The 12,471-nt window shown below is 67.9% G+C and carries 14 protein-coding genes; 4 read left to right on the top strand and 10 right to left on the bottom strand.

The annotated features are described in order from the left end of the window. Positions 1 to 27: 27 nt before the first annotated feature. Both mog and yjgA read right to left on the bottom strand, forming a co-directional pair. Positions 28 to 606 carry a molybdopterin adenylyltransferase gene (mog, locus tag ACSFBL_RS09610; RefSeq protein WP_435515544.1) on the bottom strand — a complete coding sequence of 193 codons (579 nt, stop codon included), beginning with the start codon at positions 604 to 606 and terminating at the stop codon, positions 28 to 30. 113 nt (positions 607 to 719) lie between these two features. After that, a complete protein-coding gene (gene yjgA, locus ACSFBL_RS09605) occupies positions 720 to 1,376 on the bottom strand; it encodes a ribosome biogenesis factor YjgA (protein WP_435515543.1) in 657 nt (218 codons plus the stop codon). 58 nt (positions 1,377 to 1,434) lie between these two features. Here yjgA and pmbA point away from each other — a divergent pair, with 58 nt between their 5' ends. The 4 genes from pmbA to ACSFBL_RS09585 are packed head-to-tail and all read left to right on the top strand — an operon-like array spanning position 1,435 to position 4,783. Continuing rightward, positions 1,435 to 2,805 (top strand): metalloprotease PmbA, encoded by a 1,371-nt coding sequence (pmbA, locus tag ACSFBL_RS09600; protein ID WP_435515542.1) that lies wholly within the window; start codon positions 1,435 to 1,437, stop codon positions 2,803 to 2,805. Beyond that, complete coding sequence (locus ACSFBL_RS09595; protein WP_435515541.1) at positions 2,802 to 3,560, top strand: energy-coupling factor ABC transporter ATP-binding protein; 759 nt, start codon at positions 2,802 to 2,804, stop codon at positions 3,558 to 3,560. Before pmbA ends, ACSFBL_RS09595 begins: the two co-directional genes overlap by 4 nt. Then, positions 3,553 to 4,146: an energy-coupling factor transporter transmembrane component T family protein gene (locus tag ACSFBL_RS09590; protein WP_435515540.1), complete on the top strand. Its 594-nt coding sequence runs from the start codon at positions 3,553 to 3,555 to the stop codon at positions 4,144 to 4,146. Before ACSFBL_RS09595 ends, ACSFBL_RS09590 begins: the two co-directional genes overlap by 8 nt. 46 nt (positions 4,147 to 4,192) lie before the next feature. Beyond that, a complete protein-coding gene (locus tag ACSFBL_RS09585) occupies positions 4,193 to 4,783 on the top strand; it encodes a biotin transporter BioY (RefSeq protein WP_435515539.1) in 591 nt (196 codons plus the stop codon). A gap of 20 nt (positions 4,784 to 4,803) precedes the next feature. Here ACSFBL_RS09585 and ACSFBL_RS09580 read toward each other — a convergent pair whose 3' ends face one another. From ACSFBL_RS09580 to ACSFBL_RS09545, 8 genes are all read right to left on the bottom strand, one after another. Beyond that, on the bottom strand, positions 4,804 to 5,262 hold the full coding sequence (locus tag ACSFBL_RS09580; RefSeq protein WP_435515538.1) for a DUF6314 family protein: 459 nt from the start codon (positions 5,260 to 5,262) through the stop codon (positions 4,804 to 4,806). Next, positions 5,262 to 5,714: an NUDIX domain-containing protein gene (locus ACSFBL_RS09575; protein WP_435515537.1), complete on the bottom strand. Its 453-nt coding sequence runs from the start codon at positions 5,712 to 5,714 to the stop codon at positions 5,262 to 5,264. Before ACSFBL_RS09575 ends, ACSFBL_RS09580 begins: the two co-directional genes overlap by 1 nt. A gap of 2 nt (positions 5,715 to 5,716) precedes the next feature. Further along, entirely contained in the window at positions 5,717 to 6,166 is a 450-nt protein-coding gene (locus tag ACSFBL_RS09570) for a GatB/YqeY domain-containing protein (protein WP_435515536.1), read from the bottom strand. A gap of 106 nt (positions 6,167 to 6,272) precedes the next feature. Next, positions 6,273 to 6,485, bottom strand: coding sequence for a 30S ribosomal protein S21 (gene rpsU, locus ACSFBL_RS09565; protein ID WP_007833691.1), 213 nt, complete (start codon positions 6,483 to 6,485; stop codon positions 6,273 to 6,275). Between the two features lie 98 nt (positions 6,486 to 6,583). Further along, positions 6,584 to 7,822 carry a BaiN/RdsA family NAD(P)/FAD-dependent oxidoreductase gene (locus ACSFBL_RS09560; protein ID WP_435515535.1) on the bottom strand — a complete coding sequence of 413 codons (1,239 nt, stop codon included), beginning with the start codon at positions 7,820 to 7,822 and terminating at the stop codon, positions 6,584 to 6,586. 13 nt (positions 7,823 to 7,835) lie between these two features. Next, positions 7,836 to 8,633: a uroporphyrinogen-III C-methyltransferase gene (gene cobA, locus ACSFBL_RS09555; RefSeq protein WP_435515534.1), complete on the bottom strand. Its 798-nt coding sequence runs from the start codon at positions 8,631 to 8,633 to the stop codon at positions 7,836 to 7,838. Continuing rightward, a complete protein-coding gene (ybiB, locus tag ACSFBL_RS09550; protein ID WP_435515533.1) occupies positions 8,630 to 9,571 on the bottom strand; it encodes a DNA-binding protein YbiB in 942 nt (313 codons plus the stop codon). The genes cobA and ybiB overlap by 4 nt, the downstream gene beginning before the upstream one ends. A gap of 80 nt (positions 9,572 to 9,651) precedes the next feature. Then, on the bottom strand, positions 9,652 to 12,453 hold the full coding sequence (locus ACSFBL_RS09545) for a nitrate reductase (RefSeq protein ID WP_435515916.1): 2,802 nt from the start codon (positions 12,451 to 12,453) through the stop codon (positions 9,652 to 9,654). Between the last annotated feature and the right edge of the window lie 18 nt (positions 12,454 to 12,471).

Genomic DNA, 12,471 nt, shown 5'->3' with positions numbered 1-12,471 from the left:
CCTCCCCCTCTGGGGGAGGGGACCCAATCACTTGGTGCGGATCGCGGACTTGGGACGGAACGCCTTGCAGACTGCGTCGTCGGTTTCCAGATACGGCCCGCCGATCAGGTCGATGCAATAAGGCACCGCGGCAAAGATGCCCGGCACGGCCTGGGAGCCATCCGCATTCTTCAGCCCTTCGAGCGTTTCGGCGATCGACTTGGGCTGCCCCGGCAGGTTGATGATCAGGCTCTGGCCGCGGATCACCGCGACTTGCCGCGACAGGATCGCCGTCGGTACGAAGCGCAGGCTGATCTGCCGCATCTGCTCGCCGAAGCCCGGCATTTCCTTGTGTGCCACCGCCAGCGTGGCCTCGGGCGTCACGTCGCGCAGCGCCGGCCCGGTGCCGCCGGTCGTCAGCACCAGTGAACAGCCCGCGTCGACCAGTTCGATCAGCGCTGCGCTGATGCCGGCCTGATCGTCCGGAATCAGGCGCGATTCGAACGTGATCGGATTGCGCAGTGCGCGCTGCAGCCATTCCTCGAGGGCAGGCAGGCCCTTGTCCTCGTAGACCCCGCTCGATGCGCGGTCGCTGATCGACACGATCCCGATGCGTATGGATTCCACAAAGCCTCCAACGTCAGATCAGGAACACCGCGGAACCGGCTTCGCCGGGCCGCTGGTGTTGCCCCCGGTGAGGGGGTAGGCGGCCACACGAAGTGGGCAAGCCTGGGGGAGTTTCATGCGTCTTCTTCGCGGGACTGCTCGGCTGCTTCGGCGGCGTGGTCGTCGCTGCCGTGCACGCTGAGCTGCGCGCGAACCAGCTGGAATACTTCGCGGTAGGCCTTGCCTTGTCGCGGCGCCTCGCCGGGTGGGCCGGCCTTGATGTCCTTGCGCGCCTGGCGGATCAGGGCCCGCAATTGTTGGGCGTCAGTGCCGGGGTGGGTTTCGATCCAGCCCCCCAGCGCGTCGTCGTCGGCGATGAGGCGGTCGCGCCAGCGCTCGGCGTCGTGGAGCGCGGCGGTTTCCTGTGCCGGGCCGCGGTTCTGCTCGTCCAGAGCGGTGCGGACGGCATCGAGCGTGGCCTCGTCGAGGCCGCGCATCAGCTTGCCGATGAACTGCATCTGGCGACGCTTGCCCTCGAAATTGGTGATGCGTTTCGCCTCTTCGATGGCGTCCTTCAGCTTGTCGCCGAGGTCGAGCTTGTCGAAGAGGCCAGCGCGCAGGGTGAGCAAGGCTTCGCCGAGCGCCTGCAGTTCGGCGCTCTCGCGTTTGAGGTCGGTCTTGCTTGCCGCGTCGGTACCCTTGAGCTCGCGCTTGAGCTCCAGGTCGAGTTCGCTGCCTTCGGCGACGAACTGGCCGCGGACGAAGTAGCCTTTTTTAGGTTTGCGGGACATAGAGGCAATCGTTGGCCGCACCATCGGGAACAGGGGGCGCAAGTATCATAGCCAACACATGACCACACCATCCTCGCGCGCCGATTCCGGCTTCGCCTACAGCCGTCCCTTCTTCGAAAACCTGGTCGATTCGGCCCTGGCGCACGCCAAGCGGCTCGGAGCGACCGATGCCGGCGCCGAGGCGTCCGAGGGCTGCGGCCTGAGCGTCTCCGTGCGCAAGGGCGAGCTCGAGAACGTCGAGCGCAACCGCGACAAGTCGCTCGGCGTCACGGTCTACGTCGGCCACCGCCGGGGCAATGCCAGCACTTCCGATTTCTCCGAGGCGGCCGTCGCCCAGACCGTGCAGGCGGCCTACGACATCGCCCGGTTCACCGCGGAAGACCCGGTCAGCGGGCTGCCGGACGAAGCCGACATCGCCAAGAAGCAGCCTGATCTGGACCTGTTCCACCCCTGGGACGTGACCAGCGAGCAGGCCGCGACGCTGGCGCTCGAATGCGAGGCCGCAGCGTTGTCGACCGACAAGCGCATCACCAACAGCGAGGGCGCAGGCGTCTCGGCGCAGCAGAGCCACTTCTTCAGCGCCCATACGCGCGGCTTCCGCGGCGGCTATGCCAGCTCGCGGCACTCGATCTCGGTGGCGCCGATCGCGGGCAAGGGCGACGACATGCAGCGCGACGCCTGGTACAGCTCCATGCGTTCGGCCGACGAGCTGGCGAGCCCGCAGGCCGTCGGCCGCTATGCAGCGGAGCGCGCCCTGAGCCGGCTCAAGTCGCGCAAGATCAAGACGACCGAGTGCCCGGTGCTGTTCGAATCCCCACTGGCGGCCGGATTGCTCGGGGGCCTCGTGCAGGCGACGAGCGGCGGCGCGCTCTACCGCAAGAGCACCTTCCTGCTGGATTCCCTGGGCAAGCCGGTGCTGCCGAAGCACATCGACGTGCTCGAAGACCCGCACGTGCTTCGCGGCAAGGGCAGTTCGCCCTTCGACGACGAAGGTGTCGTTACGCGCAAGCGGAAGGTGGTCGATGGCGGGCGGCTCGAGGGCTATTTCCTCAGCACCTATTCGGCGCGCAAGCTGGGCATGAAGACCACCGGCAATGCCGGCGGATCGCACAACCTCACGATGACATCGCGGCTTACGAAGAAGGGCGATGACCTCGACGAGATGCTCGCCAAGCTCGGCACGGGCCTGCTGGTGATCGAACTGATGGGCCAGGGCGTCAACTACGTGACCGGCGACTACTCGCGCGGCGCGAGCGGCTTCTGGGTCGAGAAGGGTCGAATCGCCTTCCCGGTGCAGGAAATCACCATCGCCGGCAACCTGAAGGACATGCTGATGGGCATCGAGGCCGTCGGTGCCGACGCGTACAACTACGGCGCCAAGACAACCGGATCGCTGCTGATCAACCGGATGAAGGTCGCCGGGAGTTGAGTTCGGTCGAACTGGACGGCTGCCCGGCGCGGCAGTCGTCGATACCCGCGCCGGTCGCGCACGGCATTCGCATCGAGGCGGTGACGCTGGTACGCGGCAACGAGCGCGTCTTCGAAGGGCTGACGCTGGACCTCCGGGAGGCCCGGATCGGGCTGATCGGCGACAACGGGGCCGGCAAGAGCAGCCTGTTCCGCCTCATCAGCGGGCTCGACGCGCCTCTGCAGGGGCGTGTCGTCCTGCCCGGCGGAGAGCGCGGGCAGCCGCCGCACGTAGGGCTGATGTTCCAGAACCCTGACGACCAGATCATCTTCCCGACCGTGGGCGAGGAACTGGCGTTCAGCCTGACCGCTCGCGGGCGTCCGCGGGATGTTGCAAGGCAGCAAGTGCGCGAGTTTCTCGCGCAGCGTGGGCTGGCCGCATGGGCCGGGCGCGCCATCGGGGAGCTGAGCCAGGGCCAGCGGCAGCAGGTGTGCCTGCTGGCCTTGCAGATCAGCGAGCCGGCGACGCTGCTCCTCGACGAGCCTTTCGCGAGCCTCGATCTGCCGAGCCAGGCACGCCTTGCCGCGCAACTCGACGCGACGCGGCAGCAGGTCATCCTGTCGACCCATCTCCTCGAACACGTCCATGGTTTCGAGCGCGTGCTGTGGCTGGAGCGCGGCAGCGTGCGGGCGGATGGGCCAGGGCGCGAAGTCTGCGAGCGCTATGCCGACCACGTGCGCCAGCGCGTGCGGGACGAACGGGCCGGGCATGCGTAGCCTTTATTCGGCGCAGGCGACCTGGCTGCACGCGATCCCGGCCTGGGTCAAGCTCGCGCTCCTGTCGGTGTGCGGAACGCTCCTGGTGCTCGTTCACCGACCGTCGTACCTGGCCGTTGCCTGTATTGCGGCGTTGCTGGTCTTCGTTTCGCTCGGCCAGCCCGCGTGGCGCCGCATGCGAATGCTGGGCGGCGTGGCGATCGCCGGCGGGCTGATCGTCGGCTTTCACTGGGCCCTCGGGACGCCATGGCTTGGCGCGGCCAGCGCCCTGCGCCTTGCCAGTGCGGCGACGCTGGCGCTGATGCTCACGCTGACCACGCGCTTCGAGGACCTGCTGGCCGTGCTTGAGGCCGTGCTGCATCCGTTGCAGCGGTTGGGCGTACCGACCGGGCGGATCGCGCTCGGCCTGGGTCTGATGCTTCGCTTCGCCGAGAATTTCTACGCCCAATGGCGACGGCTCGACGACGCCTACCGTGCCCGCACTGGCCGCGGCGGCGGCTTGCGACTGTTGGCACCGCTGACCATCCGTACCTTGCAGACGGCCGAGCGCGTGGCCGACGCGCTGACTGCGCGATCGGGCCGATGAGGGCGTCGGCCTGGCTTCCCTTTGAACTCTGTCCTATCAAATTCCGATGACCTCGAACCCTTCCCTTGCTGCATCCCGATCGCTTTCCTACATTGCGCTGTTCGCGGCCTTGATGGCCGTGTTCGGTCTGATTCCGAAGATCGACCTGCCCTTCGGCGTGCCGATCACACTGCAGTCGCTGGGGGTGATGCTGGCGGGCTGCCTGCTCGGACCGCGGCGAGGGTTCCTCGCGATCGCGTTGTTCCTGCTCGCGGTGGCGCTGGGGCTGCCCCTGCTGCCCGGCGGTCGCGGTGGATTGAGCGTGTTTGTCGGTCCGACCGCCGGCTTCCTGTTCGGATGGATGTTCGGCGCCTTTGCCTGCGGCGTGATGATGCGCATGCTGGCGCGTCGCCTCGACGGCGCGACCGGCGCGGGCCTGTTCGCGGCGGCCTTCCTCTCCTGTGCCATCGGCGGGATCGTCGTGGTCTATGGCTTTGGTATCGCGGGGCTTTCGTGGGTTGCCAGCATGTCGCTGTCGCAGGCGGCGCTGGCGATGCTGATCTTCATCCCCGGCGACCTGATCAAGTGCGGCATCTGCGCAACGGTCGTGCAGACCGTGATGCGGGGCATGCCCGGCTGGCGGCTGGATCGCGACTGAGGCGTACTTGCTGGACGGGTCTACAGCTTCCGCCGAGGGCTGAAAACCGTGTCCGAAACGTAGTCCTTGCGCGGGCCACGTACCGCGTGCCGGATAGTGAAGGTGCCGTCGACGAGGAAGCGGTAGCTGCTGTCGTAGGTGTCGGGCGCGCACAGGTGGGGGGCCGAGCCGAAGAGGGCGACTGCGTCGGGCACGATCCTGATGCGATGGAAGAGGCGCAGCGGCTCTTCCCCGAAGTAGACCGAGAAGCCGTCGGCGGAGCGCTCGAAGCGGTACTCGCGATGCGCGTCGAACGCCTTGCCGTCGGCCAGCCTGACCCGGCACTCTTCGCGGTACTTGAGCATCGCGACGGGCTGCGGCGTGAACACGGCGACGCCGGTCATCGTGGCCTGGTTTTCGATGGTCCGGACGAGGTCCCAGGTGCCTTCGAGACCATCGAAAACCGTTTCAGCGGTACCCCACGGGGAGAGACCCGGCATCAGCTCGCGAGGGCCTCCCGGACCTTCGCGATGGCCCGGACATAAGGGTCGGCAAAGGCGTCGAGCGGGGCATCGGGTGCCAGCCAGCTGAAGCTGAAGACGAGGCCGTCCTCCTCCGGACTGCCCATGGCCACATGGTCGAACGCCTCGGGCAAGGCCGCCTCGTGGCGCATCAGGAAGAGGTGCCACAGCTGCGGATGGCGGTACTTGTTGCCCTCGACACCCGCCTCGCAGTAACGGTCGATGGTGCCGAGCGGAACCAGGGCGCCGGTGAAGTCGATGCCCGACTCTTCCTGCAGCTCGCGGCGCACCGCATCCTCGGGCGCTTCGCCGTGCTCGATGGTGCCCTTCGGCAGCTGCATCCCTTTGTCCTCGGGGTGGTGGAACACCAGCAGGCGGCCGTTGGCATCGACCAGGCAGGCGCAGGCCTTGAGGACCGGGCTCGCCGTCACGCTCAGGCGCCCGAGAGCGCGGCCTTGACGGCGGCGCTGACCTGGCCCATGTCGGCCTTGCCGGCAAGACGCGTCTTGACGACGCCCATGACCTTGCCCATGTCGCCCGGGCCCTTGGCGCCGAGTTCGGCGACGATCGCCTTGACTTCGACCGCCACCTCGTCGGCGCTCATGCGCTGCGGCAGGTACGCCTCCAACACCTTGATCTCCGCGGCTTCCTTGTCCGCCAGATCCGTGCGGCCGCCCTGCGTGAACGCGGCGACCGAGTCCTTGCGCTGCTTGACCAGCTTGTCGACGATGGCCACCACGGCGGCGTCATCGAGGACGATGCGCTCGTCGACTTCCTTTTGCTTGAGGGCGGCGAGCAGCAGGCGGATGGTGCCCAGGCGCTCGGAGTCCTTGGCGCGCATCGCGGTCTTAATGTCTTCGGTGATCTGGTCCTTGAGACTCATGGCGTGTTTTCCTTGACGGTCAAAAAACAAAAGCCGCGGCAGGCATTCCTGGCGCGGCTCGATCCGGCTGAACCGGGCGATGGCCTGAAGCCAACGCTGCGGGTGCTTAGTACAGCTTCTTGGGGAGCTGCATGCTGCGCACGCGCTTGTAATGACGCTTGACGGCGGCTGCCTTCTTGCGCTTGCGCTCGGCGGTCGGCTTTTCGTAGAACTCGCGGGCACGCAGGTCGGTCAGCAGGCCGAGCTTTTCGATGGTGCGCTTGAAGCGGCGCAGCGCGACGTCGAACGGCTCGTTTTCTTTTACGCGGATGGTGGTCATTTAAAAATCGGTTGGTTGAATTTGGCCTGGGGAAGATCGGGCCCCGGGCCGGGGTTCCTCAACTGGAAATGGGGTAGGCCGTTGAGGGGAGGCCAAAGTTAGCCGGACATTATAGCGTCAGCTTTGGCGTCGAGCGCCAGTGCCTGGGCGCACGCGTGGGCACTGGCCCAGGCCCACTGGAAGTTGTAGCCGCCCAGCCATCCGGTGACATCCACGACTTCGCCGATGAAATACAGGCCGGGCTGCTTCGACTCCATGGTTTGCGACGACAGGTCGCGGGTGTCGACGCCGCCCGCCGTGACTTCGGCCTTCTTGTAGCCTTCGGTGCCGCTGGGCGTGATCTGCCAGCGCGCGATGCGATCGGCCAGCGCCGACAAGGCCCGGTCCGCCGCTTCGTTGATCGGGCGCTGCAAGGCGGCGTCCTGCCCGACCCACGCGTCGGCGAGGCGCGAGGGCACCAGCGCCGCGAGTTCGTTGGCGATTCGCTTGCGCGAGCGCTGCTTCGCCTCGCCAAGCGAAGCGGCGACGTCGGTTCCGGGCGCGAAATCGATCGTCAACGGCGCGCCGGGCCGCCAGTAGCTCGAAATCTGCAGCACGGCCGGGCCTGAAAGCCCGCGATGGGTGAAGAGCAGGTCTTCCAGGAAGCTCATCCGCTCTTTCTTGCTTCCCGTCTCGATGTGCACGGGCAGCGCCAGCCCCGCCAGCCCGGCGTACGGCTCCCAGGCCTCGCCGCCGAAGGTCAACGGCACGAGCGCAGGGCGCGGCGTGACCATGCGCAGCCCGAACTGTTCGGCGATGCGGTAACCGAAGTCACTGGCGCCGATCTGCGGGATGGAAAGGCCGCCGGTCGCGACGACCAGCCGGGGCGCGCGGACGCTGCCACGGCGCGTCTCGATCTCGTAGCCGCCTTCTTCCGAATAGGCGACGTTGCCCACGCTGCAGGGCTGCCAGTGGGCGACGTGACCTGCCGCGCATTCGGCCAGCAACATGTCGATGATCTGCTGCGAGGGCCCGTCGCAGAACAGCTGGCCCTTGTGCTTTTCATGAAAGGCGATGCCGTGCCGCTGCACCAGCTCGATGAACTGCTGCGGCGTGTAGCGCGAAAGGGCCGAGCGGCAGAAGTTCGGGTTCTCGCCGATGAAATGCTTCTGCGGGGCGCGCGGGTCCAGGTCGCGATTGGTGAAGTTGGCCCGGCCACCGCCGGAAATGCGGATCTTCTCGGCAATGCGTTCGTTGTGGTCGAGCAGCAGCACCTTCAGGCCGCTCTGGCCCGCGAGCGCCGCGCAGAAGAGCCCAGCCGCGCCCGCCCCGATGACGACGACGTCGAAACTGCTCAACGTGCCGCTTCCATCAGGCGTATCGGGTCCCGCGGCGTGTCGCCGGGACGCCAGCCGCGGCCAGGCCGCGCAGCACGTCGCCCACGACGATCACCGACGGGCTCGCCAGCCCGGCAGCCGCGATGTCGGCGCGCAGACAGGAGAGCGTGGTCGCGATGTGGCGCTGCTGCGGCAGGGTCGCGTGCTGGATCACGGCCACGGGCGTATCACCCGGCAAGCCGTGCAGGAGTTCGTCCTGGATGTGCGCGACACCGGTCACGCCCATGTAGATCACCAGCGTGAGCCGCGCGTCGCGTGCCGTTGCGGCGAGCTGCTGCCAGTCCGTCGGATGCTCCGCGGCCGAATGGCCCGTCTTGGCATGGCCCGTGACGAACACGACGCCCTGCGCATGGTCGCGGTGCGTGAGCGGCACGCCCAGCGCGGTGACGGCAGCCAGCCCCGCGGTGATGCCGTTGACGACACGCACTTCGATGCCCGCTTCGCGCAGGTGCTCGACCTCTTCGCCGCCGCGGCCGAAGATGAACGGATCGCCGCCCTTCAGGCGCACGACGGTCTCGCCCTCCTGCACCGCGGTGATCATGAGGCGTTCGATGAAGGCTTGCGGCGTGCTCCGGCAACCGCCGCGCTTTCCCACGTGCACGATGCGCGCGTCGGGACGGGCATAGGCCAGGATCTCGTCGCTGACCAGATCGTCGACCAGCAGCACCGTCGCGGCCTGGATGGCCTTGACGGCTTTGATGGTGAGCAGTTCCGGGTCGCCGGGGCCGGCGCCGACGAGGGTGCAACTGCCTTGATGGGAAAGGGTGCTCATTCGGACTCCACCTGTTGCCGTTCCTGCGCCGACTGCGCCAGGCGCGCCAATTGCAGGATCTGCGCCACCTGCTGCGCGATCGCGTCGGGCACCGGCGTCTCGCCTGCGAGCACGCGCCGCGTGTAGTCGGCGGTCGTCTCGATGTCGATCTCCTTCGGCAACCCGGGAACCTCGGTCTGGGTGCCGGGCTGCTGCGCCTGCAGTTCGACGCGCTGGCCGTTCACGAAGCCGTCGACCTGCGCGATACGGCGCGGATCGGCCGCGCTCTCGCCTTCGAGTCCGCGCGAGAGCAGGGCGGTCATGCCCATCAGCTCGAAGGTGGCGGCCATGGACTCCGCATAGGCCGGGTGCGTGTAGCTGCCGATCACCACGCAGGCGCCGACGCAAGGCTGCATCAGCTTGACCACGCTGTGGCCGGGATTGCGCAGGCCGACCACGCGACGCACGTCCAGCAGGCGCTTGAGGCCGGGGCTCAGCAATTCGGTGGGCGCGAACACCACTTCGCCGTTGTCGATGGGACGGATGCCAGTGAGCGCCCGCACGCCCAGCGCGGCGAGCACGTTGGAGGCCAGCACCCGGGTCGACTCGGTGGCCGCGCCATGCACGAGCACCGGCAGTCCTTCGCGGGCCAGCAGGAGCGCCAACAGCGGCGTGAGGACCGGGAGCCGGCGCGCGCCGTTGTAGCTGGGCACGACGATCAGGGGCCGATCGGTGGCGGGAAAGCGGGCCAGCCGCGCATGCGTGGCGTCGAGGAAGCCGGCCATCTCTTCGGGCGTCTCCCCCTTGATGCGCATGGCCAGGCAGAAGGCCCCGGTCTCCAGGTCGGTCACGGTGCCGTCCAGCACCTGGCCGAACAGGTCAAGCGCCTGCGCGCGGTCGAGCGGCTTCGCGCCGCGCGCGCCGCGACCGATTTCCTTGATGTACTGGCTGATTCCCATGGGTGTCCGGATTGTCCCGCATGCCTTATGCCGCAAATCGGGCCTGCTTATGCCCTGAAGCGCAGGAGGGTCTGAGAGTTTCACGATGCTTCCGCCAAGGCCGGTGCGACGCCAGCGCGCACCATCCGCTTGAGTTCGGGCAGGCAGGAACCGCATTGGGTGCCGCATTTCAGTGCGCCCTGGAGTTCGCGCAGGCGCTCACCGTCGGATCCGCAGGCGCCGGCGAGCATGTGGACGATCGACGTCTCCGTCACGCCGAGGCAATTGCAGACGGTCTTGCCGCGCGCGGCCACGCCGCTGGGCGCGGCGGCTCCCGGGCGCAGGATCTGGCGGCCGAGGCGCTGGGCGGGCAGCCGGTCTTGCAGGAGCGCCTTGATCCAGGCTTCGGCGCGGATGTCGCCGCCCAGGAGAAAGCCTTCCAGATGGGCATCCGCGCCGTCCCGCAGCAACCGTACGGTGCGACGCTGTCCGCGCCTGGCGTCGGCATAGCGCAGGGTGTCGGCGCCGTCGAGTGCCAGGCGTTCTTCGATTTCCGCGAGCAGGGCGTCCTGTGGCGCCTCGTGCGCAGCCGCGCGAAAGAGGACGCCTGTGCGATCCCAGTCGCTCCCCAGTGATGCGCCGGCGGCACCAAAGGGCACACAGCTCGCGAACGGAAAGCGTTGCATCAATTCGCGCAACACCGCGAGGGTCCGCAAGGCGGTGTCCTGCGGCATCCATGCCGCCGCGAGCAGGGACCACGGCAGTTCGGCCTTGATGATCTTCACGGCCGCGTGCTTGAGTTCCGGTTGCTTCGAATCGGGGCAGAACGCTGGCGTCGTGAGCGCATTCACGCCCGCCAGTCGGGAGCCGGTGCTCGAAGAGCCGCTGAGGTACTCGCCGCCCCAGTGCATCGCGATGAAGGCCTGGCTCAGGCCGATCTCGGCGCTGGCCGCGACAGGCACCACGATCGACCCACGACGCGACGTGACCTGCACGAGGTCGCCGTCGGCGATCTGGCGACGCGCCATGTCCTCGGGGTGCATCTGCACCACGGGCTCCGCGGCGTGGCCGAACAGGTGGCCCACGGTGCCGGTGCGGCTCATGCCGTGCCACTGGTCGCGCAGACGGCCCGTGTTGAGCGAGAAGGGATAGCGCACCTCGCGCGACTCCGTCACCGCCCTGTAGGGCGTGTCGACGAAGCGGGCGCGGCCATCCGGCGTCGGGAAGATGCCGTCCTCGTAGAGCCGTGCACGGCCCGTCGATTCGCCTTCGCGCAGCGGCCACTGCTGAGGCGCGGCTTCGAGCATCGCGTAGCTCATGCCGGTGATGTCGAGGTCGCGGCCGCGCGTGGATTCGCGGTGCTCGTTCCAGACCGATTCGGCATCGGCGTAGGGGAAGAGCGACCCAGAGCGGCCCAGTCGTTCTTCGAGTCGGCGCGCGAAGGCCACGCCGATGGACCAGTCGTCGCGCGCTTCGCCAGGTGCGGGTACGGCCGGCCGCACACGCGAGATGCGCCGCTCGCTGTTGGTGACGGTGCCTTGCTTTTCGCCCCAGGTGGTTGCCGGCAAGAGGAGGTCGGCGTAGTCGCAGGTGGCAGTGGTCGAGAAAGCCTCCTGCACGACGACGAACTCGCACCGTTCGAGCGCACGGCGCACCGTCGCCTGGTCGGGCATCGATTGCGCCGGGTTCGTGCAGGCGATCCAAAGCGCGCGGATCTTGCCGTCGGCGGCCGCCTTGAACATCTCGACGGCCGTCTTGCCAGGCTGATGCGGCACGTCCTGCACGCCCCACAGCGCCGCGACTTCGGCGCGATGTTGCGGGTTCGCGAGATCGCGATGTGCCGAGAGCAGGTTGGCCAGGCCGCCCACTTCCCGACCACCCATCGCGTTGGGCTGGCCGGTCAGTGAGAACGGTCCCGCGCCGGGCTTGCCGATCTGCGCCGTCGCGAGATGCAGATTGATCAGCGCCGCATTCTTGGCCGTGCCGGAGGACGACTGGTTCAGGCCCTGGCAATAGAGGCTCAGCGTCGAGGCCGAAGTGGCGAACCAGCGGGCCGCCTTGGCGAGGTCTTCCTCGGAGATGCCGCAGACCTGCGCGACGCGATCGGGCGTGCAGTCCCGCGCAGTGGCCCGGATCGCATCGAACCCGCTCGTGTGATCGGCGATGTAGCGCGCATCGATCCAGCCTTCCCGCAACATCAGGTGCAGCATGCCGTTGAAGAGCATCACGTCGGTGCCCGGCTGGATGGGCAGGAAGAGATCGGCGATTTCCGCCGTGTCGGTGCGGCGCGGGTCGGTCACGACGATCTTCATCGCCGGGTTGGCCGCCTTCGCGTCCTCGATGCGCCTGAAGAGGATCGGATGCGCCCAGGCCGTGTTGCTGCCGACGATGAAGAGGCACTCGGCGTGCTTCAGATCGTCGTAGCACGCGGGGGGTGCATCGGCGCCGAGCGTCTTCTTGTAGCCCGCGACGGCACTGCTCATGCACAAGCGCGAGTTGGTGTCGATGTTGTTCGTGCCGACCAGTCCCTTGGCCAGCTTGTTGAAGACGTAGTAGTCCTCGGTGAGCAGTTGTCCGGAGACATAGAAGCCCACGGCGTCCGGTCCATGATCGCCAATTACCTGCGCGAATTTCTCGGCGGCCACGTCGAGCGCGCCGTCCCAACTGATGGCCTCGGGGGTGGAGCCTCGGGTGGCGCGCTGCAGCGGCCGCAGCAGCCGTGTCTGCATCGTGACCGCTGCGCTGGCCGTCAGGTGCAGCGTCGAACCCTTGGTGCAAAGGCGCCCGAAGTTCGCGGGGTGATCGGGGTCGCCGCGCACGCCGGTGATCTGCGCGCCGACGGATTCGATGACCACGCCGCAGCCGACGCCACAGTAGGGGCAGGTCGAGCGTGTCTCTTTCATCATGGGCCTCAGGCCGCG

It is taken from the genome of Variovorax glacialis, assembly GCF_051216375.1.
GTDB lineage: Bacteria > Pseudomonadota > Gammaproteobacteria > Burkholderiales > Burkholderiaceae_C > Variovorax.
Note: the sequence above shows the minus strand (reverse complement) of the source record. Positions and strands in the feature narration are given on the sequence as shown.

Coding starts and splice junctions, on each gene's coding strand:
- pmbA (WP_435515542.1), top strand. CDS start 1,435: ATGACCACACCATCCTCGCGCGCCGATTCCGGCTTCGCCTACAGCCGT.
- ybiB (WP_435515533.1), bottom strand. CDS start 9,571: ATGGGAATCAGCCAGTACATCAAGGAAATCGGTCGCGGCGCGCGCGGC.
- ACSFBL_RS09585 (WP_435515539.1), top strand. CDS start 4,193: ATGACCTCGAACCCTTCCCTTGCTGCATCCCGATCGCTTTCCTACATT.
- ACSFBL_RS09590 (WP_435515540.1), top strand. CDS start 3,553: ATGCGTAGCCTTTATTCGGCGCAGGCGACCTGGCTGCACGCGATCCCG.
- ACSFBL_RS09545 (WP_435515916.1), bottom strand. CDS start 12,453: ATGAAAGAGACACGCTCGACCTGCCCCTACTGTGGCGTCGGCTGCGGC.
- ACSFBL_RS09570 (WP_435515536.1), bottom strand. CDS start 6,166: ATGAGTCTCAAGGACCAGATCACCGAAGACATTAAGACCGCGATGCGC.
- cobA (WP_435515534.1), bottom strand. CDS start 8,633: ATGAGCACCCTTTCCCATCAAGGCAGTTGCACCCTCGTCGGCGCCGGC.
- ACSFBL_RS09580 (WP_435515538.1), bottom strand. CDS start 5,262: ATGCCGGGTCTCTCCCCGTGGGGTACCGCTGAAACGGTTTTCGATGGT.
- yjgA (WP_435515543.1), bottom strand. CDS start 1,376: ATGTCCCGCAAACCTAAAAAAGGCTACTTCGTCCGCGGCCAGTTCGTC.
- rpsU (WP_007833691.1), bottom strand. CDS start 6,485: ATGACCACCATCCGCGTAAAAGAAAACGAGCCGTTCGACGTCGCGCTG.